Here is a 25,484-nt window from a genome sequence, read left to right as displayed (position 1 = left end):
GATCCTCAGAACTCGACCGGCGCCGGAGCCACAGTCTCGTCCGCGGTCAGCACTGCACCGATACCGAGCTTCTCTTTGATCTTCTTCTCGATCTCATCAGCGATCTCGGTGTTCTCGAGCAGGAACTTACGTGCGTTCTCCTTGCCCTGTCCGAGCTGTTCACCCTCGTAGGTGAACCACGAGCCGGCCTTACGGATGAATCCGTGCAGCACGCCCATGTCGATGATCGAGCCTTCCTTGCTGATCCCGTGGCCGTACAGGATGTCGAACTCGGCCTGCTTGAACGGCGGCGCCACCTTGTTCTTGACGACCTTGACGCGGGTCCGGTTGCCGACCGCGTCGGTTCCGTCCTTGAGGGTCTCGATCCGGCGGACGTCGAGGCGCACCGATGCGTAGAACTTCAGCGCCTTACCACCGGTGGTGGTCTCCGGCGATCCGAACATGACGCCGATCTTCTCGCGCAGCTGGTTGATGAAGATCGCGGTGGTGCCCGAGTTGCTCATGGCACCGGTCATCTTGCGCAGCGCCTGGCTCATCAGACGAGCCTGCAGGCCGACGTGGCTGTCGCCCATCTCGCCTTCGATTTCCGCACGCGGGACCAGCGCGGCCACCGAGTCGATGACCAGGATGTCGAGTGCACCCGAGCGGATCAGCATGTCGGCGATCTCGAGAGCCTGCTCACCGGTGTCGGGTTGCGACACCAGCAGTGCGTCGGTGTCGACACCGAGCCGCTGCGCGTAGTCTGGGTCGAGTGCGTGCTCGGCATCGATGAAGGCTGCGATACCGCCGGCTGCCTGAGCATTGGCGACCGCATGCAGGGCCACTGTGGTCTTACCCGAGGATTCCGGGCCGTAGATCTCGACCACGCGGCCACGCGGCAGTCCGCCGATACCCAGCGCGACGTCCAGCGCGATCGAGCCGGTGGGGATGGTGGCGATCGGCTGGCGGGCGTTCTCGCCCAGACGCATCACCGAACCCTTGCCGTAGTTCTTGTCGATCTGGGCCAGGGCCAGGTCGAGTGCCTTTTCGCGGTCTGGTTGGGCTGCCATTTTTTCCCCTAGTGGTCGGGCCGAGTCCTCGGCGGTGGTGCCGCCGGTGTGGCGGGAGCGAGCTTTTTTTCGCGTGTTCGGCATCTCTTTGCGCACTGACGTCACGCTAGATCAGCCCTCTGACAATTCCTGGACTCGCAGTCCCGAGTCCCGCCATTTCCCATCGGTTGTCTGCCCACCACTGTAGGCGAACATCTGTTCGAGTCAACTACCGGCGGGCGCGACACGCCGCAGCATTTATGAGGGATGTGCTGATCTACCAGCGTGTGCGCGGGACATCGAAGTCCCGGCACAGGGCAACCCACACATCACGGGGATCCACCCCGGATTCGAGAGCTTCGGCAGCCGTCTTGCCACCGAATTCGATGAGGGCATGGTCGACAAGCATCGAATCGGCCGTGGCAGCGCCGAACTCGGTGGTCAGAAGTTCGGTGAATTCGGTGAGTCGCACGTCGTCAAGGCTAGCGAAGGACTTCCGGACTCGCCGCACGGGCACACAATGCCACCGCGTCGAGGACGTCGGCCCCGCTCTCACCGGCCCGACGGGCGGCATCGGCAAATGAACTGTTCTGCAATATCTTTCGAGTCGCCGACGCCAACGCGTCGACGGTCAGCGGCCGGACGACCTCCGCGCATCCCCATCGCCGCGCCCGCTGGGCCAGCTCCCACTGATCCCCACCACCGGGAACCAGCACCTGCGGCACCCCGGCCAGCATCGATTTTGCGAGCATCCCGTGCCCTCCGCCGCAGATCACCAGGGCTGCGCCGGCAAGCAATTCGTCCTGCCGACCGTGGCCGGCGAGCGCCCAGGCGGACAGTTCGTCGACCTGCGGGGCCAGCCCCGAGACAACGGCCCGGACCGGCATGCCCAGCACGTCCGGATCCAGCGCCGCGAGCGCAACCTCGATCATTCCGGCCGAACCCGTTGCCGCCGTGGACGGTGCGATGACCACCAGGGGGGCATCGCCGGGCGGACGGTCGAAGATCTTGTCGGTGGGTTCCCACAGCAGTGGTCCGATCAGCTCTGCGCCGGCCGGCCAATCCGGGCGCGGGACCTCCAGGGCGGGCAATGTCGCGATCAAACGGGCAGCGGGCTCGGGTGCCTGCGGCGTCAAACCGATCCCGGCCCGTGCGACCTCTCGTTGCCGATCACCCTGCCTGATCGACCGAGCGGTGGCCGCTCGCATCAATCCGTCCCGGATCCTCCCCGACAGGCCGGTTCCCGGTTCGAGTCCGCTGCCGATCGGCGGGAGCCCGACCGAGGCCCGGTACAGCGGATGCGGGGAGAGCTCGATCCATGGGGTGCCCAGCGATTCGGCGGCCCATCCCCCACAGACAGTGATGACATCGCAGACCACGAGATCGGGCTCGAAGTCGGCAAGCTCCGGAAGCAGCGCCTGGCACATCCGCGCCGCGCGGGCACTGAGCTTGGCGCCGGCGTCACCGTCGTCGTCGTCGGACCGGGCGGCGAGCCCGGGCAACTGCCGAACCTCGAGCCCCTGTGCGGCAGCCGCCTGCGCCCAGCCCGAGCCGGTGTACACGACTGCAGTGGAACCGTTGCGCTGCAACAGATTCGCAAGAGCCAGCATGGGAAATGCGTGGCCGGCATCCGAGCCGGCCACCAGAGCTACCCGCAACTGTTGCTCCTCGCCGATGGGTAGGTCGCTACAGTCCGGTGCGTGTCGGACTCTTGTCAGAACTCGCCCACTTGATCACGGCGATGACGCCGATCACCAGGAGGCCGATCACCAGAATTGTCAGCAGGCCTTTCAGCAGTGCCATGATCAGCCCGAAAGCCATCCACACCACCAGAACTGCCAGCAGCACCTTCCACCACATGTCATCCTCCTCGTTTGCTCTTCGTTGACTTCAACGGTGCCAGCACAGCACCCCGTTGTCACCGAAGAACAGGCAAGATGGGGGGAAGTTCAGGGATAACCCCCAGCCGACGGCAGGGACTGGGGCCGATGGCTCAGTTCGCCTGAGGCTTCTCGATGTTCAGCGAGGGCGCCGCGGGGTCTGCGGCGGGCGCGGCACTGGTCTCACCGGCGGTCAGCGACTCACCGGCCATGGAGGCGCGGATCTGCTCGAGTCGCGAATGCCCGGCCATCTGGACGCTGGCCTGCTGGACCTCCATCATGCGGCCCTGCACCGAATTACGAGAGAGTTCGGCAGAGCCGAGCGCATTGGCGTAGCGACGCTCGATCTTGTCGCGGACCTGCTCGAGGTTGGGGGTGTTGCCGGGCGCTGCCAGTTCGCTCATCTGGTTCAGCGACGCCGAGACCTGTTCCTGCATCTTCGCCTGTTCCAGCTGGCTCAGCAGTTTGGTCCGCTCAGAAAGCTTGTGCTGCAACATCATCGAGTTCTGTTCGACCGCACGCTTGGCCTGTTCGGCGGCCTGCAGCGACTGATCGTGGAGTGCCTTGAGGTCTTCGACACTCTGCTCCCCGGTCACCAGCTGCGCGGCGAAAGCCTCCGCTGCATTGGTGTACTCGGTCGCCTTGGCGGCGTCACCGGCAGCAGTTGCCTTGTCTGCCAGGGTCAGCGCCTGCCGGGTGTTGGCCTGCAGCCGCTCGATGTCCTCGAGCTGTCGATTGAGCTTCATCTCCAGCTGACGCTGGTTGCCGATGACGGCCGCAGCCTGCTGCGACAGAGCCTGATGCTGACGCTGTGCATCCTCGATCGCCTGCTGGATCTGAATCTTCGGGTCGGCATTCTCATCGATCTTCGCGTTTCCGAACGCCATCAAGTAGCGCCATGCCTTCACAAACGGGTTAGCCATTGCCCCTGCCTTGTCTTCAGTCCGATTCCGAGCAGTCCTCGACTCAATCTATCGTCTGAACCCGCACAGTGACACCGAAGAGCGTCAAGCAGCAGCCAGAGCCGACGCGGGTTGCGGGATGACAACCTTCGTCTCGGTCGCAATCGAAGTGTGCGCGGACGAAGGCGAAACCCGGTCCAGATCGGTACGGAGTGTGTCGCGGACATCGAGGAGTACGTCGGCGATCTCCACCTCGAGCGCATCGCAGATCGCAGCGAGCAATTCGCTGGATGCTTCCTTTTGTCCGCGTTCGACCTCGGACAGATAGCCCAGGCTGACCCGGGCGCTCGTCGATACCTCACGCAGGGTGCGGCCTTGATCCATCCGGACACGCCGCAGACTGCCACCGAGCGCTTCCCGCAGGAGCAGTGCCATTTGAGTCCTCCTCAACACGTCAGTCTGTCCAACGCAGTACGGTCCGATTCCGTTCCCACAGCAAATCACGCGAGCCAGTCGAGCAGTTCCCCGATCGACCGTGTGCACGACATTAGACGAATATCCCAGCGGTCGCCCTGCAGCGACATGCCCACGACCTTGGTGTCGAATCCGGCATTCTCGGTTGCTGTGCCGGAGCGGGCCCGCGCCAGACCGCAGAACACCGTGCCCGGCGCTTTGCCGTCCTGCGGATCCGGACCCGCCACCCCGGTCAGAGAAATTCCATATGTTGCCCCGCAACGCTGCGCCGCACCGATCGCCAATTCTTCGGCGGTCTGCCCCGCCACCGGTCCATACTGCTCCAGCGTGCCTGCCCGGACACCGGCGAGGTCCGCCTTGAGGTCGGTGGCATAGACGATCAGGCCGCCTCGCAGCACCGCACTGGCACCGGGAATGCCCCCGATCATCGCGGACAGCAAACCGGCCGTGAGGGACTCGCTGGTGGCCACACTCTGGCCGCGGCGGGTCAATTCGGCGACCAACCGTCGCGCCGGCTCCCCTGCCAGCGGATCGGCTGTCACCGGCCGGAGCTCTCGTCCCGTTGCGCCGACCTTTCGTCCCGGCGCACGGCCGCAGCATCCCGACGACGCTGCGCCCGCTTGGCGAAGGCCTGCCAGACATAGTCGATTCCGGTGACCACCGTCGCGATCAGGGCGGCGGCCATCAGCACGACTGCGACCCAGTGCAGCGGGGCGGGCAGCGGCAGGATGTAGAGCCCGATCGCAAAGGCCTGCAGGAGTGTTTTGATCTTGCCGCCGCGACTTGCCGGGATCACCCCGTGCCGCAGGACCCAAAAGCGCAGGACGGTGATGCCGAGTTCCCGGGCGAGGATCACCCCCGTCACCCACCAGGGCAACTCGCCGAGTATCGACAACCCGATCAGCGCCGAACCGATCAGGGCCTTGTCTGCGATCGGATCGGCGAGCTTCCCGAAGTCGGTGATCAGTCCGCGCTCTCGCGCGATCCGTCCGTCGTAGTGGTCGGTGACGGCGGCGAGGGCAAAGATGCCCCACGCCAGGGTCCGCCACCACGGATTGTCGCCGTCGTCGATGAACAGGACCACGATGAAGACCGGGACCAGCGCGATCCGGAAGATCGTCAGGATATTGGCGAGGTTGAGGATCGGGACCTCTTTGCTGACCAGATCCGAAATCGGGTCCGGCTCGGTGGCGCTGACCTCTCGACGCAAACGATCAGCCACGCGCTACACCCTGCAGCGCCGATTCGAGATACCCAATACCCACGTGCACAAGGATAGGTTGCTCCCACTGCGGCAAAGGGCCGGGGTGCACACGTATTAATGTTTCACCCATGGCATCTGACAACAGCTCGGCCGGCGAGCCCGCTGCTGCAACCGAACCGAAGGCCGACGCGATCGTGCGCCGGGCCCGAACCTCGGACGTGCCGCGGATCAAAGCCCTGATCGATCAGTACGCGGGCAAGATCCTCCTCGAGAAGAATCTGGTCACGCTCTACGAGGCCGTCCAGGAGTTCTGGGTTGCCGAGGTCGACGGTTCTGTTGTCGGCTGCGGAGCCCTCCACGTGCTGTGGGCCGACCTCGGGGAGGTTCGTACCGTCGCGGTCGAGCAGTCGATGGCCGGCCACGGTATCGGGCACATCCTGGTGAGCCGACTCCTCGAAATGGCGCGGGAACTGCAGCTGAGCCGGGTGTTCGTGCTGACCTTCGAAACCCGGTTCTTCGGCAAGCACGGGTTCGTCGAGATCGCCGGAACCCCGGTGACCGCCGAGGTGTACGAGGAGATGTGCCGCTCGTATGACGCCGGTGTCGCCGAGTTCCTCGATCTGAGCTACGTCAAACCGAACACCCTCGGCAACACCCGCATGCTCGCCACCCTCTGAATCCACACCCGACCGCAACCAGACACTCCACCGAAAGAAGCCTCGTGGCAACGTTTCTCGTCGATTACACCTTCACCGCCGACACCGCCGCCATCCGCGACGAAACAAGGCCGGCGCATCGTGCCTGGCTGTCAAACCTCTTCGACGAGGGCATCCTGAAGGCTTCCGGACCGTACCCGGACGGCCTCGGCGCCCTCCTCATCTTTCAGGCCTCCGACGAGGACGCCGTCAAGGAACTCCTCCAGCACGACCCCTACGTGCCGGTCGACGCCATCGAAGCCACATCGATTCGCGGCTGGACGCCGGTGTTCGGCCCGATCAGCGACTAATCGGGAGCCTTGTCGGACGCTTGTGTCACGGCCTTCCGCTCGTCGGATCTCGTCTTCAGCAAGCTCGCCACGGTGGTGATCACCAGCGTTCCGACGATGACCGACAGTGACACCGGGGTGGAGATCACCGGCACCGAGACGTGTTCGCCACCGTTGATGAACGGCAGGGTGTTCTCGTGCAACGCGTGGAGCACCAGCTTCAGGCCGATGAAACCGAGGATGAACGAGAGCCCGAACGACAGGTAGACCAGCTTGTCGAGGAGTCCGCCGAGCAGGAAGTACAGCTGGCGCAGACCCATCAACGCAAAGGCGTTGGCGGTGAAGACGATGTACGGCTCTTCGGTCAGGCCGTAGATCGCCGGGATCGAGTCGAGTGCGAAGAGCACATCGGTGAAGCCGATGACGATCAGGACCACCAGCATCGGTGTGGCGAAGCGTTTGCCGTTCACCTTGGTGAACAGCTTGTCCCGGTCGTAGTCGTCGGTGGTGCGCAGCGCCTTCTTCACAAACTTCTGGACGCGGCTCTCGCGCTCTTCCTCCGCTTCGACCACGTGATCTGATTCACGCAGAAGCTTGATGGCGGTGAAGATCAGGAATGCGCCGAAGAGGTAGAAGACCCACGAGTACGCGTTGATGGCTGCGGCACCCACCGCGATGAACGCGCCACGCATCACCAGCGCCATCACGATTCCGAGGAGCAGCACCTTCTGCTGATACTCCCTGGGCACCGCGAACTTGGCCATGATGATGACAAAGACGAACAGGTTGTCGACCGAGAGCGCTTTCTCCGTCACATAACCGGCGTAGTACTCGGTGCCCGACGTCGATCCCCACTTCCACCACACGAACCCGCCGAAGATCAGGGCGATCGTGATGTAGACGGCCGACCAGAAGCCGGACTCCTTGATCGACGGGGCGTGAGCAACCCGAACGTGCGCGAAGAAGTCGAAGACGAACAACGCCAAGATCACCAGGCAGGTAACAATCCATACTGTCGGTGAAACGTGCACCGGTGGAGCCTCCAAAGTGTTGGGTAAAAGGTAAAGACTACTTTACCCAATCACAATGAACACCGGGTTACCAACCGTCGGCCCGGGATCCGGCAGACCTCAGAAGTCCTCGGCGTCGCCGTCTGCTTCCTCGCCGCCACCGCCGGTGATCGAGTAGATGACGCCGGCGAGGTCCTCGGGTTTGACGAGCACCTCACGGGCTTTCGACCCCTCCGATGGCCCGACGACTCCGCGGTTCTCCATGAGGTCCATCAGGCGTCCGGCCTTGGCGAATCCGACTCGGAGCTTGCGCTGGAGCATGGACGTCGAACCGAATTGGCTCGACACCACGAGCTCGATGGCCTGCAGCAGATCGTCGAGGTCGTTGCCGATGTCGCTGTCGATGTCCTTCTTGTCCGCGACCTTCTGTGCAGTGACACCCTCGGTGTAGTCGGGTTCACTCTGGACCTTCGCAAAGTCCACCACGGCCTGGATCTCTTCGTCCGTGATGAAGGCGCCCTGCATGCGGATGGGTTTGCCGGCACCCATCGGCAGGAACAATCCGTCGCCCATACCGATCAGTTTCTCGGCACCGGGCTGGTCGAGGATGACTCGCGAGTCGGTCAGCGACGACGTCGCGAATGCCAGTCGAGAGGGCACGTTCGTCTTGATCAGACCGGTGACCACGTCAACCGACGGACGCTGGGTGGCCAGGACCAGATGGATACCTGCGGCGCGCGCCTTCTGGGTGATCCGGACAATCGATTCCTCGACCTCGCGAGGCGCCGTCATCATCAGGTCGGCGAGCTCGTCGACGATCGCGAGAATGTAGGGGTACGGCTTGTAGACACGCTCGGACCCGAGCGGGGTGGTGATCTCCCCCGACTTGACCTTGCTGTTGAAGTCGTCGATGTGACGCACGCGGGACGCCTTCATGTCCTGGTACCGCTGTTCCATCTCCTCCACCAGCCAGGCCAGCGCGGAGGCAGCTTTCTTCGGCTGGGTGATGATCGGCGTGATGAGGTGCGGAATTCCTTCGTACGGCGTGAGTTCCACCATCTTGGGGTCGATCAGGATCATCCTGACCTCTTGCGGGGTGGCACGCGTCAGCAGCGAGACCAGCATCGAGTTCACGAAGCTCGACTTACCGGAACCGGTGGAGCCGGCGACCAGCAGGTGAGGCATTTTCGCCAGGTTCGCGGCCACGAAGTTGCCTTCGATGTCCTTACCCAGTCCCACCACGAGGGGATGTTTGTCTTTGCGGGTCGACGCCGCGGTCAGCACGTCGGCCAGGCGGACCATTTCCCGGTCACTGTTGGGCACCTCGATACCCACGGCCGACTTGCCGGGGATCGGGGCCAGCAGGCGGACGTTGTCGGTCGCTGCGGCGTAGGAGATGTTGCGCTGCAGCGCGGTGATCTTCTCGACCTTCACACCCGGCCCGAGTTCGACCTCGTAGCGGGTGACCGTCGGCCCCCGGGTGAACCCGGTGACGGCGGCGTCGATCTTGAACTGTTCGAGGACCGCGGAGATACGGTCGATCATCTCGTCGTTGGCGGCGCTGCCCAGCTTGGGTGGGTCGCCCTCGATGAGCAGGCTTGCCGGCGGCAGTTTGTAGTCACCTTCGATGGCGCGGTCGACCAGCATCCCGTCCCGCGGCATGTCTTCGTCTTCGTCGTCGGCCGAGACCTGCGGCGGGGTCGGTGCCGCAACAGGGCGCTTGCGGACCGGCTTCGCGCCGGCCGGCGGCGTCTGCAGGGCTTCGGTCACCGCGGTCGGTGCGCCGCTGTCATCGATGATCGGTTCGGTCAATGCCTCCGACGCGGACACCGACGGCGTGGTGCGACGGCGCACCGGCCGGCTCGGCGCATCGGTTCGAGCGGCGGGCGCCGGATCGTCGATGGGATAGTTGTTGTACGGATCCCCGAAGGCCGTGTCCCCATACGCATTGTCGGCATCGAAGTTGTCGTCGCCGAAGTTGTCGTCGCCGTACTCGCCCTCTTCGTCCCACTCCTGTTCGGCGCCGAGGCCGAGGTACGAACTGACGACGGCAAACAGGTCACGCACTGTCAGTCCGGACAACAGCAGTAGACCAAATGCGATGCACAGCAAGAGAATCGGTATCGAGATCCATGCGGTCAGCCCGTCGGTGAGTGGTCCACCGACCGCGAAACCGATGAAACCACCGGCAGTTTGACGCTCCGACATCTCGGTCGGAGCACCGGTGAAGATGTGCCACAGACCTGCCAGCGGCAGCCCGATCAGCAACGCCGAACCGATGTAGCGGCCACGACTGCGCGGATTCGGCGCATGCCGCATGAGCACAAACGCGGCGACGATGAGCACGAGCGGCAGCAGCACCGCCACCGTACCGATGACCGCACGGGCCGCCGAGTCGACAAACACTCCGACCGGGCCACCGGCGTCGAACCAGATTGCCGCCACGACGACGATCGACAGAGCGATCAGCAGGAGTGCGAGTCCGTCGCGGCCCTGGGTCTGTTGGTAGTCGACGTCGGCAGTGGACTGGTCGTCCCAGCTGTCGCCGGCGTCGTACATGCTCTCGTCGTAGTGCGGGTCGCCGCCACGCGAGCCCGTGCGGGCCACCGCGCCGACACCTTTGGCCAGCAGGCCCCATCCCGCGCCGACCCCACTGCCCACAGCCTTGAGTGCTGAACGCCGCGGCGGCGCCGAAGCCCTGGCGCGGGTGGACGTCGCCGCCCTACTCGACCCCCGGTTTCCGGCGGTCGCTTTTTTGGCCGCTGCCGTCTTCTTCGCGGCAGGCTTCTTGGCGGACGTCGAGGCCTTCTTCGCCGGAGCCTTGCGTGGGGCAGCCTTCTTGGCGGCAGGTTTCTTCCCGGTCGCAGAACTGCGACCGGGCGCGCCAGAGCGAGCAGTGGACTTGGTTGCCATGGGTGCCACCTTAGTAGGCAACAGTCACACAGACCTCATCTACAACACTTGTAACGAGGTTGCGTGTCGGATTCGTGATGGTCCTAGAAACCGCGCTTGGCTGCTTTCACTGCGGCGACCGCATCGGCGTCGCCTTCGAAATCCAAACGCGTCTGGGCGCGTCCGAACGAGAACAGCAACAGTTCCAGGGGTTCCCCGACCACCCGGACCGATGGTCCGGTGCCCCCGGTGGCCACCTGCTCGCCGTCGGGGGTGACCAATTCAACAGTTGCCGGAGACTTGGAGATCACCCTTTTCGCCATCGGCTTCAGAGTCCTGAGGATCGCCTTGTTCGCTTCGGCACTGACGGTGCGCGGCTCCCACGCCCCTGCTGCGCGGCGGACGTCTTCGTGGTGCACAAAATACTCGGTGATGTTCACAAAACGGTCGACCAGCTTCATCGGTGAGTACAGCGGCGGTCCGGCGGCGAACTTGGCGAGCATTGAATCCCAGTCCGCTTCCGCAGCCTTGTCCTGCACCGACTTCGTGTGTCCGGCAAACGCCGAAATCAGGATGCCCGGCGAGGCGTCCAGACGATATTCACGCACGATCATGTGGGCGGTCAGATCCCGGGCCGTCCAACCCTCACAGAGAGTGGGGGCGTCGGGACCGACGGCACGGAGGGTGGTCACAAGTGCTGCACGTTCATCTCGGGCAATCGTCATGACAACACCCTATGTGGCGCCGACCACCCTTGTGGCGCAGAGCGCTAGCGGTTTCCGAACTCGCTCACCGTCATGACCGTGGGGATGATCATGGGGCGACGCCGGTACTTCTCGGCGACCCAGCGCCCGACGACCCGCCGGATGGTCTGCGCGATCTGATGGCTGTCCGTGACACCTTCGTTGGCCATCTGTTCGAGCGACTGGTCAACCAGGACCGCAGCATTTTTGAGGGCCCCCGTGTCGTCGGAGAATCCACGACCGGACACCTCGGGTGGGCCGACGGCGCGACCGGTGTCGGCGTCGATCACCACGGCGATCGCGATGAATCCGCCTTCGCCGAGGACGAGCCGCTCGGACAGTGTCGACTCACCGACATCGCCGACCGACAGGCCGTCGACGTATACGTAACCCACCGGAACCCGTCCGGTGATGGCTGCGCGTCCGTCGATGAGATCGACGATCACGCCGTCTTCGGCGATGACCACGGCATCCGCCGGGACGCCGGTGGCCTCGGCGAGTGCGGCGTTGGCGCGAAGGTGGCGCCATTCGCCGTGGACGGGCATCACGTTCGACGGGCGGACTGCGTTGTAGAGGTACAGCAGCTCGCCCGCCGAGGCGTGGCCGGAGACATGCACCTTCGCGCTCTGCTGTGTGACCACGGTGGCACCGCGCCGTGCGAGACCGTTGACCACGGCAAACACAGAGTTCTCGTTGCCCGGGATGAGCGAGGACGCCAGCACTACGAGATCGTCGGCGCGGATGTTGATCTGCCGGTGTTCTCCGCGAGCCATCCGGGACAGCGCCGAGAGCGGTTCGCCCTGCGATCCGGTCGAGACCAGCACAAGTTTGTTGTCGGGCAGTGCCGCGGCGGTGTCCATGTCCACGACCACGCCGTCGGGCACACGCAGGTAGCCGAGCTCCTGGGCGATCTGCATGTTGCGGACCATCGACCGTCCGACAAATGTCACCCGGCGCCCGTGGGCATGAGCGACGTCGACGACCTGCTGGATCCGGTGCACATGACTGGCGAAGGACGCCACGATCACACGTTGCTTCGCCTTGCCGATCACCTGATCGAGGACGCCACCGATCTCACGTTCGGGGGTGACGAATCCGGGGACCTCGGCGTTGGTCGAGTCGACCAGGAACAAGTCGACACCTTCGTCACCGAGACGGCTGAAACCGGCGAGGTCGGTGAGCCGGCCGTCGAGCGGCAGCTGGTCGAGTTTGATGTCGCCGGTGTGCAGAACCACGCCGGCACCGGTGCGGATCGCCACGGCCAGTGCGTCGGGAATCGAGTGGTTGACCGCGAAGTATTCGACCTCGAACGGCCCGTGCTTGGTGAACTCGCCCTCGAACACCTCGGTCAGCTTCGGTCGCAGCCGGTGTTCTTTGCACTTGGCCGCGAGCAGCGCAAGCGTGAACTTCGCGCCGATCACGGGGATGTCCGACCGCAGGCGAAGCAGGAACGGCACGGCGCCGATGTGATCTTCGTGTCCGTGCGTCAGGATGATCGCCTCGACGTCGTCGATGCGATCTTCGATGTAGCGGAAGTCGGGCAGGATCAGGTCGACACCGGGCTGGGCGTCTTCCGGGAACAGGACACCGCAGTCGACGACCAGCAGACGGCCGTCGTATTCGAAAACGGTCATGTTCCGGCCGATTTCGCCGATTCCACCCAGCGCAACGATCCGCATGCCGCCGGCCGGGAGTTTCGGCGGGGTGCCGAGCCTGTTGGTGTTCTCGGCAACTCGGGCGTCGGTGCGCCGCTGTCCCGACTGCGGCTGACCCCCGCGGCGGTTCTGGGAAGCCTTCTGCTGGGATGGCTTTTGCTGGGAAGTCTTCTTCTGGGGAGACCGCTTCTGTGCGCCCGCTTTTGGCGCCTGCGCAGGTGTCTTGGAGTCGGTGATGTTGTCCGCCTTCGGTTCCGCCGCAGCTGGGCTGGTTTGTGGTTTCGGCTCTGCCGGTGGCCCGGCTTTGCGGCGGGACACCCGGGGGCGCTTACGCTCCGGGGAATCGGGGGCGGTCATGAAAGCACCTTGGCCGCACGCAGATCCGCGATCAGCGTCTCGATCTGTGGCCCGTTGGCCGGAACCTGTGGAAGCCGTGGGTCGCCGACGTCCAGACCCAGGATCCGCAATGCCGCCTTGACCATCGTGACACCGCCGAGACGGCCCATCGCGTTGACGAGCGGGATCATCGATATGTTCAGTTCACGGGCCCGGACGAGATCGCCCTTGTTGACGGCATCGAGCATGTCGCGCAGTCGATCCGGGACCAGGTGACCGATGACACTGACAAAACCGACGGCACCGATCGACAGCCAGGGCAGGTTCAGGGCATCTTCACCGGAGAGGTACTGGAGGCCGGTGTCGGCCATCAGCGACGCCGCCGAGTTCAGATCACCCTTGGCGTCTTTGACACCCAGGATGTTCGGGTGGCGCGACAACTCCAGCAGGGTGCGGTGCTCGATCGGGATCACCGACCGCGGCGGGATGTCGTAGAGCAGCACCGGGAGGTCCGTGGCGTCGGCGATGGCGGTGAAGTGCGCCAGCAGACCGGCCTGCGGCGGTCGCGAGTAGTAAGGGGTCACCACCAGCAGCCCATGCGCGCCGGCCGCTGCCGCCTCCTTGGCAAACCAGACACTTTCGCGGGTGTCGTAGCTGCCGGCACCCTGCACGATCCGGGCGCGGTCGCCGACCGCGTCCAGGACCACCCGAAGAAGCTCGAGTTTCTCGGCGGGTGAGGTGGTGGGCGACTCGCCTGTGGTGCCGGAGACAACCAGACCATCGCAGCCACCAGAGACAAGCCGGTCGGCAAGTTCGGCGGCTCGATCGAGGTCCAGCGATCCGTCAGCGGTGAACGGGGTAACCATCGCAACACTGACAGTCCCGAAGGGGAAGCTCTGTGGTTGCGTCGCACCGGTGATCATGGTGGTTAAGGTTACCGGAGCCAGGGCCTCTCGCTTAATCCCGTGGCGCCGATGTCGGCGCCGCGGCTATTCAGCCCTCCAGAACGAACGGCGACGTGGCCACTTCGGTGCCGTCCAGCAGGGTCCCGATCTCGAAGTCTCCGAAAACCGTTGGCGCGACATCGGTGAGCTGACGCAGGCATTCGATGGCCAGTTGCCGGATCTCGACATCGGCATGTTCGGTCGCGCGCATCCCGATGAAATGGCGCCAGGCGCGGTAGTTGCCGGTGACGACGATCTTGGTCTCGGTGGCGTTCGGCAGTACTGCGCGCGCGGCCTGGCGCGCCTGTTTGCGTCGCAGGATGTTGTTGGGGACGTCGGAGAATTTGTCTTCCAAAGCGGTCAGCAACTCGGAGTACGCCTTCCGGCTGGCGTCGGTGGCCTCGATGAACAGGGCTTCGAGTTCGGCGTCGCCACGGATTGCCGGCGGTGGCACGACATTCGAATCATGTTCGGGCACAAAGCGTTGCGAGAGCTGCGAGTACGAAAAGTGGCGATGCCGGATCAATTCGTGGGTGCACGACCGCGAGATTCCCGCGATATAGAACGTCACGGTCGCGTGTTCGAGCAGCGACAGATGGCCGACTTCCAGGATGTGCCGTAGGTACCCGGCGTTGGTCGCCGTCCGGGGATTGGGTTTGTCCCAGCTCTGATAGCAGGCCCGGCCCGCGAACTCGACGAGCGCTTCGCCGCCGTCGACGTCAGTGCTCCACGGCACATCGGCAGGCGCGTCGAACGACGTCCTCGCCACCAGTTGCACCTTCAACGGCACCAATTCCGACACTGCAGATCCTCTTTCCTATCGGTCTACCCGATTGTCCACCACTGCAGAGGCGGACATGCGATCGACCTCGACCACCTCTCCTCACCTGAAAGCGGATGATCCGATGGCCCTGGCCAGAACCGGGGCCAGATCACCCCGATCCCCGACCTCCACCCGAGCTACACCGAGCCACACGGCCATCGCGTGGAGGTCTGCGGCCAGGGACTGCGCCACCACCGACGGATCTGCTCCCGGTTCGCAGAAGGCTCCCGGCACCAGGAGCCGGTCGGTGGCCCTGTCGATTTTCAGGTCGACGCGGGCCACCAGTTGATCGCCCATCAGGTACGGCAGAACGTAGTAGCCGTGCACCCTTTTCGCCTCGGGAACATAGATCTCGATGCGGTAGTGGAAGTCGAAGACCCGCTCGGTCCGCGGCCGGAAGAAGATCAGCGGGTCGAACGGGCTGAGCAATGCAGTCCGGGTGACCGCGCGGGGGATCCGGGCGGCCGGGTCCAGGTAGGCGGGCTTCGACCAGCCCTGTACCTGCACCTGCTCGATCGCCCCTGCCGATATCAGCTCGGCAAGCGCGTCGCGCGCGGGTTGGGGTTTGAGCCGGTAGTAGTCGCGGATGTCGGCTTCGGTGCCGACTCCCAGCGCCGTCACCGAGCCGCGCACCAACTCGCGGATCGCGTCGTCACGCTCGATCTCGACGCTTGCGTACTCCCCCAGGACGTTCTCGGTGAGGTCGTAGTAGCGGGTGAATCCGTTGCGCCGGGTCGCGGAGAGTTCACCGGCGGCAAACATCACCTCGCACAGGTACTTGACCTGGCTGCGGTCCCACCACGTGCCCTTTTTGGGGCGTTTCTCGTGGCCGAGGTGGTCCTCGATCATGCCGCTGGTGCTGGGCCCGATCTCGGCAACCGTGTCACGGATGACAGCGCGCATCGCCGTGACCTTCCGGTCGCCCACGGCTTCGCGCCAACGGCCGTGCCGGAAGTCTTCCATCCGCCATCGAAACAGCGGCCAGTGTTCGATCGGCACCAGCGCGGCCTCGTGCGCCCAGTATTCGGCCAGCAGGGTCGGTCGACGCGGCCCCGGTTCCCAGGCAGCCTGTTCCAATATGGCGCGATCGTAGGCACCGAGACGGCTGAAGATCGGCATGTAGTGGGCGCGGACCGCCACGGTGACCGAATCCATCTGCAACAGACGGGTTCGTTCGAGGACCCGACTGAGATGTTTGCGGTTCACCGCACCGGCCGGTATCCGGTCGGTGAATCCTTGCGCCGCCAAAGCAATTCGACGCGCCTGCGCGCCTGACAGCTGATCCCGGCCCGGCACTACGCCCTGACCGTGTACTTCAGGAACCGGTACCGGAGCCCGTTCTCGGCTTCCTGCCACGGCTCGTCAACCGAAAGCTCCCACCGTTCGGGGTCCAGGTCAGGAGCCCGGGTATCACCGTCCGGCACCTCGACATCGATTTCGGTGACGTAGGCGATGTCCGCCAGATCGAGTGCAGCGCGGTAGATTTCGCCACCACCCATCACGAAGACGGTGTCATCGAGTTGGTGGCCGGCCGAGATCGCCGACGCGACGTCCGGAAAGCTGCGCGCACCGTCGCCGAGCCAGTCACGTGTGCGGGTGATCACCAGATTCTCGCGACCGGGCAAGGGCCGAAATCGTGGTGGCAGCGAATCCCAGGTGCGGCGGCCCATGACCACCGGATGTCTGCCGGTGACCTGACGAAAATACTTCTGGTCTTCGGACAGTTGCCACGGCATGTCGCCGCCGCGGCCGATCACACCGTCGGCGGACTGCGCCCAGATGAGTGCGATGGTCATCTGCCGCTAAACCGCCACCGGCGCTTTGATTCCCGGGTGGTACTTGTAGTCGACCACCTCGATGTCGTCGAACTCGTAGTCGAAGATCGAATCCCGCTTCGCCAGCGCCAGCGTCGGGTACGGGTACGGGTCGCGGCCGAGTTGCCTGGTGACCTGTTCGATGTGGTTGTCGTAGATATGGCAGTCTCCGCCGGTCCAGACGAACTCTCCGACCTCGAGGCCGGCCTGCGCGGCCATCATGTGGGTCAGCAGCGCGTACGACGCGATGTTGAACGGAACTCCGAGGAACAGGTCGGCACTGCGCTGATAGAGCTGGCAGGACAGTTTGCCGTCGGCCACATAGAACTGGAAGAACGCGTGGCACGGCGGGAGTGCCATCTGCGGGATTTCTCCGACGTTCCAGGCCGAGACGATGTTGCGGCGCGAGTCGGGATTCGTCCGGAGCATGTCGAGCGCCGCACTGATCTGATCGATGTGCTCGCCCGACGGGGTCGGCCAGCTGCGCCACTGCACGCCGTAGACGGGTCCGAGTTCACCCTGGGCGTCCGCCCATTCGTCCCAGATGGTGACACCGTGCTCTTGCAGCCACCGCACGTTCGAGTCACCGCGCAGGAACCACAGCAACTCGTAGACGATCGACTTCAGATGGACCCGCTTGGTGGTGATCAGCGGGAAACCTTCGGACAGGTCATAGCGCAGCTGGTGCCCGAACAGGCTCCTGGTGCCGGTGCCCGTGCGGTCGGCCTTCGGTGTCCCGCTGTCAAGGACCAGCCGCAGCAGGTCCTCGTAAGGGGTCGGAATCTTCACTGCGTCCGTCACGGGACCAAGTCTAGAGGGCGCCGAGGTCAAGGGCACCGATCAGCTCCTGCGATATCGCAGCACAACGCGGACCACTGAGCGTCTCCACGGATCACCCCTCCATCAACTGGGCAGCGATCGTCGCGCCCAGTTCCCAGCAGGATTCGAGATCGGTTTTGCTCGGTTTCCCCGCCACCACAACGTATTCGGCGGTTTTGGCCCAGCCCAGGCCAGTGGTGATCCGATCGACGGCGCGTTCGGCACCCTCTGTGCCCTCGTTGCCGTGCAGGTACAGGCCGAATGGGCGTCCCTGGGTGGAGTCCAAGATTTGGTAGTACGCACCGTCGAACGCATGCTTGAGTGCACCACTGATATAGCCGAGGTTGGCCGGCGTTCCGAGTAGGTATCCGTCGGCCTCGAGGAAGTCGGTGGCGGAGACCGACAGTGCCGCGCGCCGCACCACCTCCACCCCCTCGATCTCGGGGTCTGTCGCGCCGGACACCACTGCCTCGAACATCGCCTGGCAATACGGCGACGGAGTGTGGTGAACGATCAACAATCGCGACATCGACACTCCCTACCTAGGACTCGGCTTCTTTCTCCTGCGCCACAGCACGTTTCATCATTTCGCGGGCTCGCCCTCGGTCGCCGGCGTAGTCGTAAGCGCGGGCGATGCGGTACGTCGAGCGCCAGTTGGTGGGGTCGGCTTCCCACTCTGCCTTGACTTGCGCGAACAACTCGTCGGCAGCGTCACGTTCGATACGCCCCGACGGCCGCTTGGGCAGCGCCGATATGTCGAGTTCCTTGCCCTCTTCACGCATCCGGCGGGCCAGGCGCTGATGAGCGATGCCGGAACGCAGCGCGCCCACCACCATCCAGACACCCAGCACCGGCAGGATCAGAACTCCGATACCCAGAACAATCCCGACCACGTCGCCACTGGTCATCAGATCGATGGCACGAGCACCCAACAGGAAGAAGTAGAAGAAGAGCACCAGGACGAGTACACCGATCCCGATGACTATCGGCCGGGCGTCCTTCTGTTTCTCGTTCTCGCTCACGACTTCGGTCCCGTTCACAGATCCATCAACTCGTCGAGGCCCACGGTGAGCCCCGGACGACCAGCGATCTCCCGGACACCGAGCAGCACACCGGGAACGAAGGAGGTGCGATCGATCGAGTCGTGCCGGATCGTCAACGTTTCACCCTGTGTCCCGAACAGGACCTCCTGATGAGCGACCAGGCCGGCGAGGCGTACCGAATGCACCCGCACACCTTCCACATCGGCACCGCGAGCACCGTCGAGCTCGGTCGTGGTGGCATCCGGGCTGACCGGGACCCCCGCTTCCGCGCGCGCCTCGGCGATGAGCCGCGCGGTCCGGTAGGCAGTACCCGACGGGGCGTCCGCCTTGTGCGGGTGGTGGAGTTCGATCACCTCGACCGAATCGAAGAAACGTGCAGCCTGCTGAGCGAATCGCATGCTCAGCACCGCGCCGATGGCAAAGTTCGGTGCGATCAGGACACCGACGCCGGGGTTGGCGGAGAGCCAGCCACGGACGGTGTCGAGGCGGGCATCGTCGAAGCCCGTCGTGCCGACAACCGCGTGAATCCCGTTCTCGATCAAGAACTTCAGGTTGTCCATGACCACGTCTGGGTGGGTGAAGTCCACCACCACAGAGGTCGAGGTCTCGACGAATCGCGACAACGGGTCGTCTTTGTCGACGCCTGCGCGAAAGTCGAGATCGGCCGCGGCCTCGACGCCCTCGACGATTGCCTGGCCGACCTTGCCGCCGGAACCGAGTACACCTACTTTGATCTGGTCAGTCACCCGGTCGAGTCTAGTCAGCTCGATGTCGCGCCTCCTACCAGGTCCAAGTGACCTTCATTGCAGAAGTCGCCCCGGATCGAACAGCCCGATCGGATGGTCCGTGCGACCGTCGATGACCAGATCGGCGAGGATCTCACCGATCACCGGTACGAACTTGAAACCGTGGCCGGAGAATCCACAGGCGACAGTCACCCTGTCGAACCATGGATGACGCGCGACGACGAAGTGTTCGTCCGGGGTGGTGGAGTACATACAGGTCGCGGCATCCAGGACGTCTCCGGTCAGGCCTGGGAGCAATTCACCGACCCGCTCGAGCATCGCCGCCTTCTCGTCGGGATGAACGTCCCGGTCGATGGTGTCCGGCGTGCAATCCGTGCCCTTGCGGAAGAACGCGACTTTGGCGCCGCCCCGCGGTCCGTCGATGGCCGGGAATCCGTAGATCTGCTCGACCCGCTCGTTCTCGTGGATGTAGATCGGCCCTCCGGCCATGGGCGCCGAACCCGCGATCGTATCGATCCAGTACATGACCTGCCGCTCGATCCGGATCGGAACACCGATGTCGGACAGCAATTCCGGTGCCCAGGCGCCCGGACAGATCACCAGCTGAGCCGCTCGATGGGTTGCGGCTGCGGTGACGACGCTCACACCGTTGTCGTCACAACTCCACGACAGGACCGGCTCGCCGAAATGCAGTTCTGCTCCGGCCTGTTCGGCCAGTCGGATGTGGGCCTGCACGGTGAGTTCCGGGCGGGCGAACCCGGCCAGTTGCTCAAAGAGGGCCATCTGCCCGTCTCCTGGTTCGAAGGCCGGAAACCGTTGGTGCACTTCGCCGGCAGTGAGGACGTCGTGGTCGAGGCCCCACGTTTCGGAAGACTGCAGCGACCCGGCGAACGTCATTGATTCTTCAGGACCGATGAACAAACCTCCGGTGATCGAATAGACATCGAAACCGCTGTCCCGCTTGAGCTTTTCCCACAATTCATACGAGCGCAGCAGCAGCGGCACATACGCCGGGTCCTCGAAGTACGACTGCCGAATGATGCGGGAGCCGCCATGGCTGGAACCGCGGTCGTGCGCCACACCGAAGCGTTCCAGGCCGAGCACGGAGAGTCCGCGCGCCGCCAGGTGATACGCCGCCGCTGAGCCCATACCGCCCAGACCGAGAACGATGACGTCGTGACGAACGTCTGTTGGAGTGCTCATTTGTGAACTCCGGCCTGTTCAGAAGATCGGCGCCGAACCGCGCACGTGCTCGAACACCAGGGATGTGGTGGTTCCGGCAACCTCGGGCCGAGAATTGAGCATTTCGATGAACTTGCGCAGCGCTTCGGTGTCGGCGGTGGCCACATGCAGCAGGTAATCGTCGGCGCCTGACAAGAAGAAGACGTCGATGACCTCGTCCTTGCGAGCAATCTCGGCAACAAACCTCCTGATCTGCCCCCGGGCATCAGACTGCAAGCTCACCGCCACCATCGCGCGTAGCGGACGCCCCACGGCGGCCGGATCGATGTCGGCAAAGAACCCGCGCACCACCCCCATCTCGGTGAGGCGACGAATCCGGCCGTGACAGGTGGACGCCGCGATGCCCACTTCGGCGGCCAGCGCACTGTTCGACATGCGCGCATCGACCTGCAGCAGTGCGAGTAGTCGCCGATCGACGTCATCGAGGTCGGCTGTCCGGGCCCGAATATTGTTCGACTCAACTGCCATGACGACCTCCATTTCCGCAATATCTTCGCTAGATACTATCAATTTAAGAATATTATTCACAGTTATTGTGGATTGTTCGATGTTTCTTCACTCTGGTGTCAGGCCGATCACACCACTATCGAGGAGTCATCCCATGCGCGTCGGCATCCCACGCGAAGTCAAGAACAACGAGTTCCGAGTCGCCATCACCCCGGCGGGTGTTGCCGAACTGACTCGGCGTGGCCACGAAGTGATCATCGAACACGAAGCCGGCACCGGATCTGCCATCGCCGACACCGACTTCAAGGAGGCCGGCGCACAGATCCTCGGCACCGCCCGCGAAGTGTGGGAACAAGCCGATCTGCTGCTCAAGGTCAAAGAACCCATCGCGTCGGAATACGGACTCATGCGCGAGGGACAGACACTCTTCACCTACCTGCACCTTGCTGCGAGCCGTGCCTGCACCGACGCTCTGTTGCAATCCGGCACCACCTCGATCGCGTATGAGACAGTCCAGGCTCCCGACGGATCACTGCCCTTGCTGGCCCCGATGAGCGAGGTCGCCGGACGCCTGGCACCTCAGGTCGGCGCCTACCACCTCATGCGCTCGGCCGGCGGCCGAGGCGTCCTCATGGGCGGCGTTCCCGGAACCGCACCCGCCGAGGTTGTTGTCATCGGCGGCGGCGTCAGCGGAGTCAACGCAGCCACGATCGCGGTCGGCATGGGTGCCGAGGTCACCGTCTTCGACCTCGACATCAACAAACTGCGCGCCATCGACGCCCGTTTCAATGGTCGGGTTCACACCCGGTACAGCACCAAACTCGACCTCGACGAGGCCGTCAAGAAGGCCGATCTGCTCATCGGAGCGGTGTTGGTTCCCGGAGCCAAGGCACCGGTCCTGGTCTCCAATTCCCTGGTGTCACAGATGAAGCCCGGTTCAGTACTGGTCGACATCGCCATCGACCAGGGCGGCTGCTTCGAGGACTCGCGGCCAACCACCCACGACGACCCGACGTTCAAGGTTCACGATTCGGTCTTCTACTGCGTGGCCAACATGCCCGGATCGGTGGCCAGCACATCGACGACGGCGCTGACCGGAGCAACACTCCCCTACGTCCTGCGTCTCGCCGATCTCGGCTGGATCGAGGCCCTGCGCCGAGATCCCGCGCTGGCCAAGGGCCTGTCCACCCACCAGGGTGAACTGCTCTGCCCGCACGTCTCCGAAGACCTCGACATCCCGCTGGGCATCTCACCCCTGGCGGCCTGACACCTCCGGTTCGGACCACTGCTTGACCGACATGTAGTGGGACATGTTGTCCATTCGCCGCTGGACTGCCGACACCTCCCGGACCGCCTGTCCGAGGAGGCTGCGGTCCAGTGGCGAAAGGCGTTGCATGGTCAGCACATCCGTGGCCGACTCACCATGGTCGAGCTGTGCGACCTGATACGTCAGGCGAATCTTCTGCAGCACCTCGAACACCTCGACGAGCGTGTTCGCGTTGTCCTCACTGAGCATCGCACTTCCCGCGGCGGCCGCGAGTCGGCCGCGGGTGCCGACCTCGGGGCTCTGCACACTCAGTGCCGCCCACCGCGCGATGTTGATCACCGGGATCAGCGCATGGCTCTTGATGTCGAATGTTCCCCCGCGGCGGGACAACACATCCCGCATCGACCGCAGTTTCGCCTTGTACGACAACGATTCAGCGAGGAGCAGTCGCATCGTCCCGGGGTGCTGCCGCAATTCGCGAAACACTTCGGAGACCGCGGTTGCGCCGGGATCACCCCAGATCGGACGACCGTCGAGCAACAGCGACGCCAGGATCATGCCCTTGTTGTCGAGGGGTGACTCGAGCCATTGTCCGGCGACCGCACGCCATTGGCTGTGAGTCCTGGAGAACAGCGGCATGTCCGCGGTGGCCCCGTTGAGGTCGACCCCGAGCCCGCACTGGCGCAGCACCTCACCGACCTCGGCAAATGCGGCACGATACGCAGCGATCTGCTCCGGATCAGAAACGGACTCGTCGAACGACACCGCTGAGTCGACATCGGAACTGAGCACCGACTCCCGACGAGCGTTGCTACCCAACGACAGCCAGGTCAGGGCACTCGGGTCGAGGTCGGGACGCGACGGCAGCACGATCTCCAGTGCGCGCCGGACCACGGCGTCGGTGAGCACCGACAACACTGCGGTCACCTCGAACGACGGACGCCCCCGTCGCAGGAGATCGGCTGCCACATAACGCATTCGACGTCCACGATCGGCAAGCGTGTCGATCGAATCGGCACGGGCGATCTGGTCTCGCAGTGACATACCGGCGCCGGCAGGCGCGTTGACGAAGTCTTCGGGAACCACGACACCGCACAGAGTCCCCCGCGGATCGATCACCGGTACGCAGGTCACACCACGCTCGAGGATGTCGACGAGTACTTCTGATGCCGGGGTGGTCGTGACGGCCGTGATCGCCGGAAAGGTCATCACGTCCCGCACCGGTTGGTTCAGATCCGAACCGGTGGCGACGACACGGGCGCGAATGTCGCGGTCGGTCAGCACGCCGAACCGCCCGTCGTCGACCGGGATCACGATGTAACCGCCGTGGTGTTCGGAAATCTTCTGCGCCGCCTGCTGGACGGTCATGTCCGCGGACCCGACCACCGGTGCCGTGCGGAGAAGTTCACTGACCGTGCCGTAGCTGTTGATCGACGATGAATCGATGCGCTGGGCGACCGTCAGTTTGCGGGCCAGGAACTCCGCACCGGCCAGCGACGAGAACACCGGGCGCACCGTGTGGCCCGGAATCCGGTAGACCCGCACCGGACCGGCAGCGAGCGCCAACGGGCCGATGGCCGATCCGGTCAGCATGGCCGAATAGCCGAAAACCCCACCGGGACCGAGGATCTCGTCAGGGCCGTCAGGCTTGTGATCAGGTGTGTTCCACAACTCCACCTGACCCGACACCACCACCGCGAGTTCTTCGATCTGATCGACGAAGCCGTTCATGATCGTGCTACCGGACTCGTGATCCTCGATGCGCGAGGCTTCCGCGATCCGCGCCAGCTTCTCGTCCGCCAGTGCATCGAAGGGCGGATACCCGGCGAGGAACTCTGCGATCGACGTCGTCATGGGGCAATCGTGCCAGGTGACCCGGCGAAGCGCCGAAACTGCGGTCAGTGCACCAGCGAGGTCAACGACTTCGGTAACTGACGATGACTGCGATAGGGACCGACCACTGCCGCACCAAACGGGTGTCCGAGCAGTTCACGGGCCACCCTGGTGGTGTCGGCCGCGCTGACGCGGTCGATCTTGCGCAATGTCTCGTCGACGGTCATCCGTTTGCCGTAATTGATCTCACCGCGGCCGTTGCGGTGCATCCGGGACTGGGAGTCCTCCAGTCCGAGGACCATTGCCCCGCGGAGCGACCCCTTGGCACGGGCCAGCTCTTCGGAGGTGATCCCGTTGTCGGCGACCTCGGTCAGGATGCCGGTGATGACCGAGGTGACCTCGGCGAGATGGTCGGGCGAGCAACCCGCGTACACCGAGAAGGCGCCGACATCGGCAAACGAGTCGACCGACGAATAGACCGAGTAGGCCAGTCCCCGGGATTCCCGGATCTCCTGGAACAGGCGGGAACTCAGGCCCCCACCCAGTGCGGTGTTGAGGACCGACAGTGCCCAGCGATCGCTGCTGCCACGTCCCGGGCCCCGAACGCCGAGCAACAGGTGCGCCTGTTCGGTGTCGCGATACGACACCTCCAGCGTGGGTCGACCGCCGATCGCCTTGGCGCCCAATCGAATCGGTGCAGGCTTGGCAGACTTGTCGAGATGTCCGGCAAAGGTCTTGCGGGCGACAGCAAGGACCTCGGCGTGGTCGATGTTGCCGGCGACCGACAGGACCATCTTGTCAGGGGTGTAGCGGCGCTGGTGGAAGGAACGCACCTGAGACCGCGTCATCGACGTGATCGATTCCGACGAACCGATGACCGGCCGACCGAGTGGATGGTTGCCGTACATCGCCGTCATGAACAGGTCGGCGAGCAGATCCTCGGGGTCGTCGTCGCGCATGGCGATCTCTTCGAGTACCACCGCCCGCTCGATCCCGACGTCTTCGGTGCGGCATTCGCCACGCAGGACGACGTCGGCGACGATGTCGACGGCCGTTGCCATGTGCTCGTCGAGGACGTGGGCGTAGTAACAGGTCTGCTCTTTGCCGGTGAAGGCGTTGAGCTCTCCGCCGATCGCATCGATCTGCTCGGCGGTGTTGGCTGCCGTTCGGGTCGGCGTCGACTTGAACAGCAGGTGTTCAAGGAAGTGCGCGGCCCCGGCGACGGAAGGCTTCTCGTCTCTTGATCCAACCGCGACCCAGAGTCCCACCGACGCCGAACGCACGCCGGGAAGGTACTCGGTGACCACCCGCAGCCCACCGGGCAGTACGGATCTCCGTACTGCCCGGTGGGTGACTGGGGACACAGATGGCTGCGTCCCGGTTAAACCTATTGTGCT

The 25,484-nt window shown here is 64.4% G+C and carries 27 protein-coding genes; 3 read left to right on the top strand and 24 right to left on the bottom strand.

What is annotated here, in order from left to right:
* Nucleotides 1-5 precede the first annotated feature (5 nt).
* The 8 genes from recA to pgsA form a co-directional block, all read right to left on the bottom strand.
* Nucleotides 6-1,049 (bottom strand): recombinase RecA, encoded by a 1,044-nt coding sequence (gene recA / locus H290_RS0113710; protein WP_020107382.1) that lies wholly within the window; start codon nt 1,047-1,049, stop codon nt 6-8.
* A 256-nt stretch (nt 1,050-1,305) separates the two neighbouring features.
* Nucleotides 1,306-1,500 carry a DUF3046 domain-containing protein gene (locus H290_RS0113705; protein WP_020107381.1) on the bottom strand — a complete coding sequence of 65 codons (195 nt, stop codon included), beginning with the start codon at nt 1,498-1,500 and terminating at the stop codon, nt 1,306-1,308.
* A gap of 10 nt (nt 1,501-1,510) precedes the next feature.
* Nucleotides 1,511-2,686 carry a glycosyltransferase gene (locus H290_RS0113700; protein ID WP_028463165.1) on the bottom strand — a complete coding sequence of 392 codons (1,176 nt, stop codon included), beginning with the start codon at nt 2,684-2,686 and terminating at the stop codon, nt 1,511-1,513.
* A 28-nt stretch (nt 2,687-2,714) separates the two neighbouring features.
* Nucleotides 2,715-2,888, bottom strand: coding sequence for a hypothetical protein (locus H290_RS31455; RefSeq protein WP_020107379.1), 174 nt, complete (start codon nt 2,886-2,888; stop codon nt 2,715-2,717).
* Between the two features lie 133 nt (nt 2,889-3,021).
* Entirely contained in the window at nt 3,022-3,831 is an 810-nt protein-coding gene (pspA, locus tag H290_RS0113690) for a phage shock protein PspA (protein WP_028463164.1), read from the bottom strand.
* Nucleotides 3,832-3,915: 84 nt separating this feature from the next.
* The gene (locus H290_RS0113685; RefSeq protein ID WP_020107377.1) at nt 3,916-4,245 is read right to left on the bottom strand and encodes a helix-turn-helix domain-containing protein; all 330 of its coding nucleotides are present in this window, start codon (nt 4,243-4,245) and stop codon (nt 3,916-3,918) included.
* A gap of 65 nt (nt 4,246-4,310) precedes the next feature.
* The gene (locus tag H290_RS28565; RefSeq protein ID WP_020107376.1) at nt 4,311-4,826 is read right to left on the bottom strand and encodes a CinA family protein; all 516 of its coding nucleotides are present in this window, start codon (nt 4,824-4,826) and stop codon (nt 4,311-4,313) included.
* Nucleotides 4,823-5,506 (bottom strand): CDP-diacylglycerol--glycerol-3-phosphate 3-phosphatidyltransferase, encoded by a 684-nt coding sequence (pgsA, locus tag H290_RS28560; RefSeq protein WP_020107375.1) that lies wholly within the window; start codon nt 5,504-5,506, stop codon nt 4,823-4,825. Before pgsA ends, H290_RS28565 begins: the two co-directional genes overlap by 4 nt.
* 110 nt (nt 5,507-5,616) lie before the next feature.
* Between pgsA and H290_RS0113670 the strand changes: the two genes are divergently transcribed.
* A complete protein-coding gene (locus tag H290_RS0113670; protein ID WP_020107374.1) occupies nt 5,617-6,165 on the top strand; it encodes an amino-acid N-acetyltransferase in 549 nt (182 codons plus the stop codon).
* A 44-nt stretch (nt 6,166-6,209) separates the two neighbouring features.
* A complete protein-coding gene (locus H290_RS0113665; protein ID WP_020107373.1) occupies nt 6,210-6,494 on the top strand; it encodes a YciI family protein in 285 nt (94 codons plus the stop codon).
* On the opposite strand, the gene H290_RS0113660 is transcribed toward H290_RS0113665, so the two are convergent.
* The 14 genes from H290_RS0113660 to H290_RS0113595 all read right to left on the bottom strand — a co-directional run bounded on the left by H290_RS0113660 (nt 6,491) and on the right by H290_RS0113595 (nt 21,008).
* A complete protein-coding gene (locus H290_RS0113660; RefSeq protein ID WP_028463163.1) occupies nt 6,491-7,504 on the bottom strand; it encodes a TerC family protein in 1,014 nt (337 codons plus the stop codon). The genes H290_RS0113665 and H290_RS0113660 overlap by 4 nt on opposite strands.
* Before the next feature lie 99 nt (nt 7,505-7,603).
* Nucleotides 7,604-10,396 (bottom strand): DNA translocase FtsK, encoded by a 2,793-nt coding sequence (locus H290_RS0113655; RefSeq protein WP_081631578.1) that lies wholly within the window; start codon nt 10,394-10,396, stop codon nt 7,604-7,606.
* An 83-nt stretch (nt 10,397-10,479) separates the two neighbouring features.
* Complete coding sequence (locus H290_RS0113650; RefSeq protein ID WP_020107370.1) at nt 10,480-11,100, bottom strand: TIGR03085 family metal-binding protein; 621 nt, start codon at nt 11,098-11,100, stop codon at nt 10,480-10,482.
* Nucleotides 11,101-11,144: 44 nt separating this feature from the next.
* Nucleotides 11,145-13,130, bottom strand: a complete 1,986-nt coding sequence (locus H290_RS0113645) for an RNase J family beta-CASP ribonuclease (RefSeq protein WP_020107369.1) — start codon at nt 13,128-13,130, stop codon at nt 11,145-11,147.
* Entirely contained in the window at nt 13,127-14,032 is a 906-nt protein-coding gene (gene dapA / locus H290_RS0113640; RefSeq protein ID WP_020107368.1) for a 4-hydroxy-tetrahydrodipicolinate synthase, read from the bottom strand. The genes H290_RS0113645 and dapA overlap by 4 nt, the downstream gene beginning before the upstream one ends.
* Before the next feature lie 70 nt (nt 14,033-14,102).
* Nucleotides 14,103-14,855, bottom strand: coding sequence for an FAD-dependent thymidylate synthase (thyX, locus tag H290_RS0113635; protein WP_020107367.1), 753 nt, complete (start codon nt 14,853-14,855; stop codon nt 14,103-14,105).
* Nucleotides 14,856-14,936: 81 nt separating this feature from the next.
* The gene (locus H290_RS0113630) at nt 14,937-16,172 is read right to left on the bottom strand and encodes a winged helix-turn-helix domain-containing protein (protein WP_020107366.1); all 1,236 of its coding nucleotides are present in this window, start codon (nt 16,170-16,172) and stop codon (nt 14,937-14,939) included.
* Complete coding sequence (locus tag H290_RS0113625; protein WP_020107365.1) at nt 16,172-16,672, bottom strand: dihydrofolate reductase; 501 nt, start codon at nt 16,670-16,672, stop codon at nt 16,172-16,174. The genes H290_RS0113630 and H290_RS0113625 overlap by 1 nt, the downstream gene beginning before the upstream one ends.
* Before the next feature lie 6 nt (nt 16,673-16,678).
* Nucleotides 16,679-17,479, bottom strand: a complete 801-nt coding sequence (locus H290_RS0113620; RefSeq protein ID WP_028463162.1) for a thymidylate synthase — start codon at nt 17,477-17,479, stop codon at nt 16,679-16,681.
* 103 nt (nt 17,480-17,582) lie between these two features.
* Nucleotides 17,583-18,038, bottom strand: a complete 456-nt coding sequence (locus tag H290_RS0113615) for a flavodoxin family protein (protein WP_028463161.1) — start codon at nt 18,036-18,038, stop codon at nt 17,583-17,585.
* Nucleotides 18,039-18,051: 13 nt separating this feature from the next.
* Complete coding sequence (locus H290_RS0113610) at nt 18,052-18,531, bottom strand: hypothetical protein (protein WP_051122034.1); 480 nt, start codon at nt 18,529-18,531, stop codon at nt 18,052-18,054.
* 14 nt (nt 18,532-18,545) lie between these two features.
* On the bottom strand, nt 18,546-19,298 hold the full coding sequence (gene dapB, locus H290_RS0113605) for a 4-hydroxy-tetrahydrodipicolinate reductase (RefSeq protein ID WP_020107361.1): 753 nt from the start codon (nt 19,296-19,298) through the stop codon (nt 18,546-18,548).
* A gap of 54 nt (nt 19,299-19,352) precedes the next feature.
* A complete protein-coding gene (gene solA / locus H290_RS0113600; protein ID WP_020107360.1) occupies nt 19,353-20,501 on the bottom strand; it encodes an N-methyl-L-tryptophan oxidase in 1,149 nt (382 codons plus the stop codon).
* 18 nt (nt 20,502-20,519) lie between these two features.
* Entirely contained in the window at nt 20,520-21,008 is a 489-nt protein-coding gene (locus tag H290_RS0113595; protein WP_028463160.1) for an Lrp/AsnC family transcriptional regulator, read from the bottom strand.
* A gap of 133 nt (nt 21,009-21,141) precedes the next feature.
* Here H290_RS0113595 and ald point away from each other — a divergent pair, with 133 nt between their 5' ends.
* The gene (gene ald, locus H290_RS0113590) at nt 21,142-22,254 is read left to right on the top strand and encodes an alanine dehydrogenase (RefSeq protein WP_020107358.1); all 1,113 of its coding nucleotides are present in this window, start codon (nt 21,142-21,144) and stop codon (nt 22,252-22,254) included.
* Here the strand turns inward: ald and H290_RS0113585 are convergent.
* Nucleotides 22,237-24,108 carry a putative nucleotidyltransferase substrate binding domain-containing protein gene (locus H290_RS0113585; RefSeq protein ID WP_020107357.1) on the bottom strand — a complete coding sequence of 624 codons (1,872 nt, stop codon included), beginning with the start codon at nt 24,106-24,108 and terminating at the stop codon, nt 22,237-22,239. The two genes, ald and H290_RS0113585, sit on opposite strands and share 18 nt — an antisense overlap.
* Nucleotides 24,109-24,152: 44 nt before the next feature.
* A complete protein-coding gene (locus tag H290_RS0113580; RefSeq protein ID WP_231373669.1) occupies nt 24,153-25,478 on the bottom strand; it encodes a pitrilysin family protein in 1,326 nt (441 codons plus the stop codon).
* Between the last annotated feature and the right edge of the window lie 6 nt (nt 25,479-25,484).

Origin of the sequence: Nocardia sp. 348MFTsu5.1 (assembly GCF_000383535.1) — a bacterium.
Taxonomy (GTDB): Bacteria; Actinomycetota; Actinomycetes; order Mycobacteriales; family Mycobacteriaceae; genus Williamsia; species Williamsia faeni.
The sequence above is the reverse complement of the archived record's forward strand: the minus strand, read 5'-3'. Positions and strand labels throughout refer to the sequence as shown.

Bases quoted from the DNA above. Each gene is read 5' to 3' on its own strand.
- recA (WP_020107382.1), bottom strand. From the start codon at position 1,049: ATGGCAGCCCAACCAGACCGCGAAAAGGCACTCGACCTGGCCCTGGCC.
- H290_RS31455 (WP_020107379.1), bottom strand. From the start codon at position 2,888: ATGTGGTGGAAGGTGCTGCTGGCAGTTCTGGTGGTGTGGATGGCTTTC.
- pspA (WP_028463164.1), bottom strand. From the start codon at position 3,831: ATGGCTAACCCGTTTGTGAAGGCATGGCGCTACTTGATGGCGTTCGGA.
- H290_RS0113685 (WP_020107377.1), bottom strand. From the start codon at position 4,245: ATGGCACTGCTCCTGCGGGAAGCGCTCGGTGGCAGTCTGCGGCGTGTC.
- H290_RS0113670 (WP_020107374.1), top strand. From the start codon at position 5,617: ATGGCATCTGACAACAGCTCGGCCGGCGAGCCCGCTGCTGCAACCGAA.
- H290_RS0113655 (WP_081631578.1), bottom strand. From the start codon at position 10,396: ATGGCAACCAAGTCCACTGCTCGCTCTGGCGCGCCCGGTCGCAGTTCT.
- H290_RS0113650 (WP_020107370.1), bottom strand. From the start codon at position 11,100: ATGACGATTGCCCGAGATGAACGTGCAGCACTTGTGACCACCCTCCGT.
- H290_RS0113645 (WP_020107369.1), bottom strand. From the start codon at position 13,130: ATGACCGCCCCCGATTCCCCGGAGCGTAAGCGCCCCCGGGTGTCCCGC.
- dapA (WP_020107368.1), bottom strand. From the start codon at position 14,032: ATGATCACCGGTGCGACGCAACCACAGAGCTTCCCCTTCGGGACTGTC.
- H290_RS0113625 (WP_020107365.1), bottom strand. From the start codon at position 16,672: ATGACCATCGCACTCATCTGGGCGCAGTCCGCCGACGGTGTGATCGGC.
- H290_RS0113615 (WP_028463161.1), bottom strand. From the start codon at position 18,038: ATGTCGCGATTGTTGATCGTTCACCACACTCCGTCGCCGTATTGCCAG.
- solA (WP_020107360.1), bottom strand. From the start codon at position 20,501: ATGAGCACTCCAACAGACGTTCGTCACGACGTCATCGTTCTCGGTCTG.
- H290_RS0113595 (WP_028463160.1), bottom strand. From the start codon at position 21,008: ATGGCAGTTGAGTCGAACAATATTCGGGCCCGGACAGCCGACCTCGAT.
- ald (WP_020107358.1), top strand. From the start codon at position 21,142: ATGCGCGTCGGCATCCCACGCGAAGTCAAGAACAACGAGTTCCGAGTC.
- H290_RS0113585 (WP_020107357.1), bottom strand. From the start codon at position 24,108: ATGACGACGTCGATCGCAGAGTTCCTCGCCGGGTATCCGCCCTTCGAT.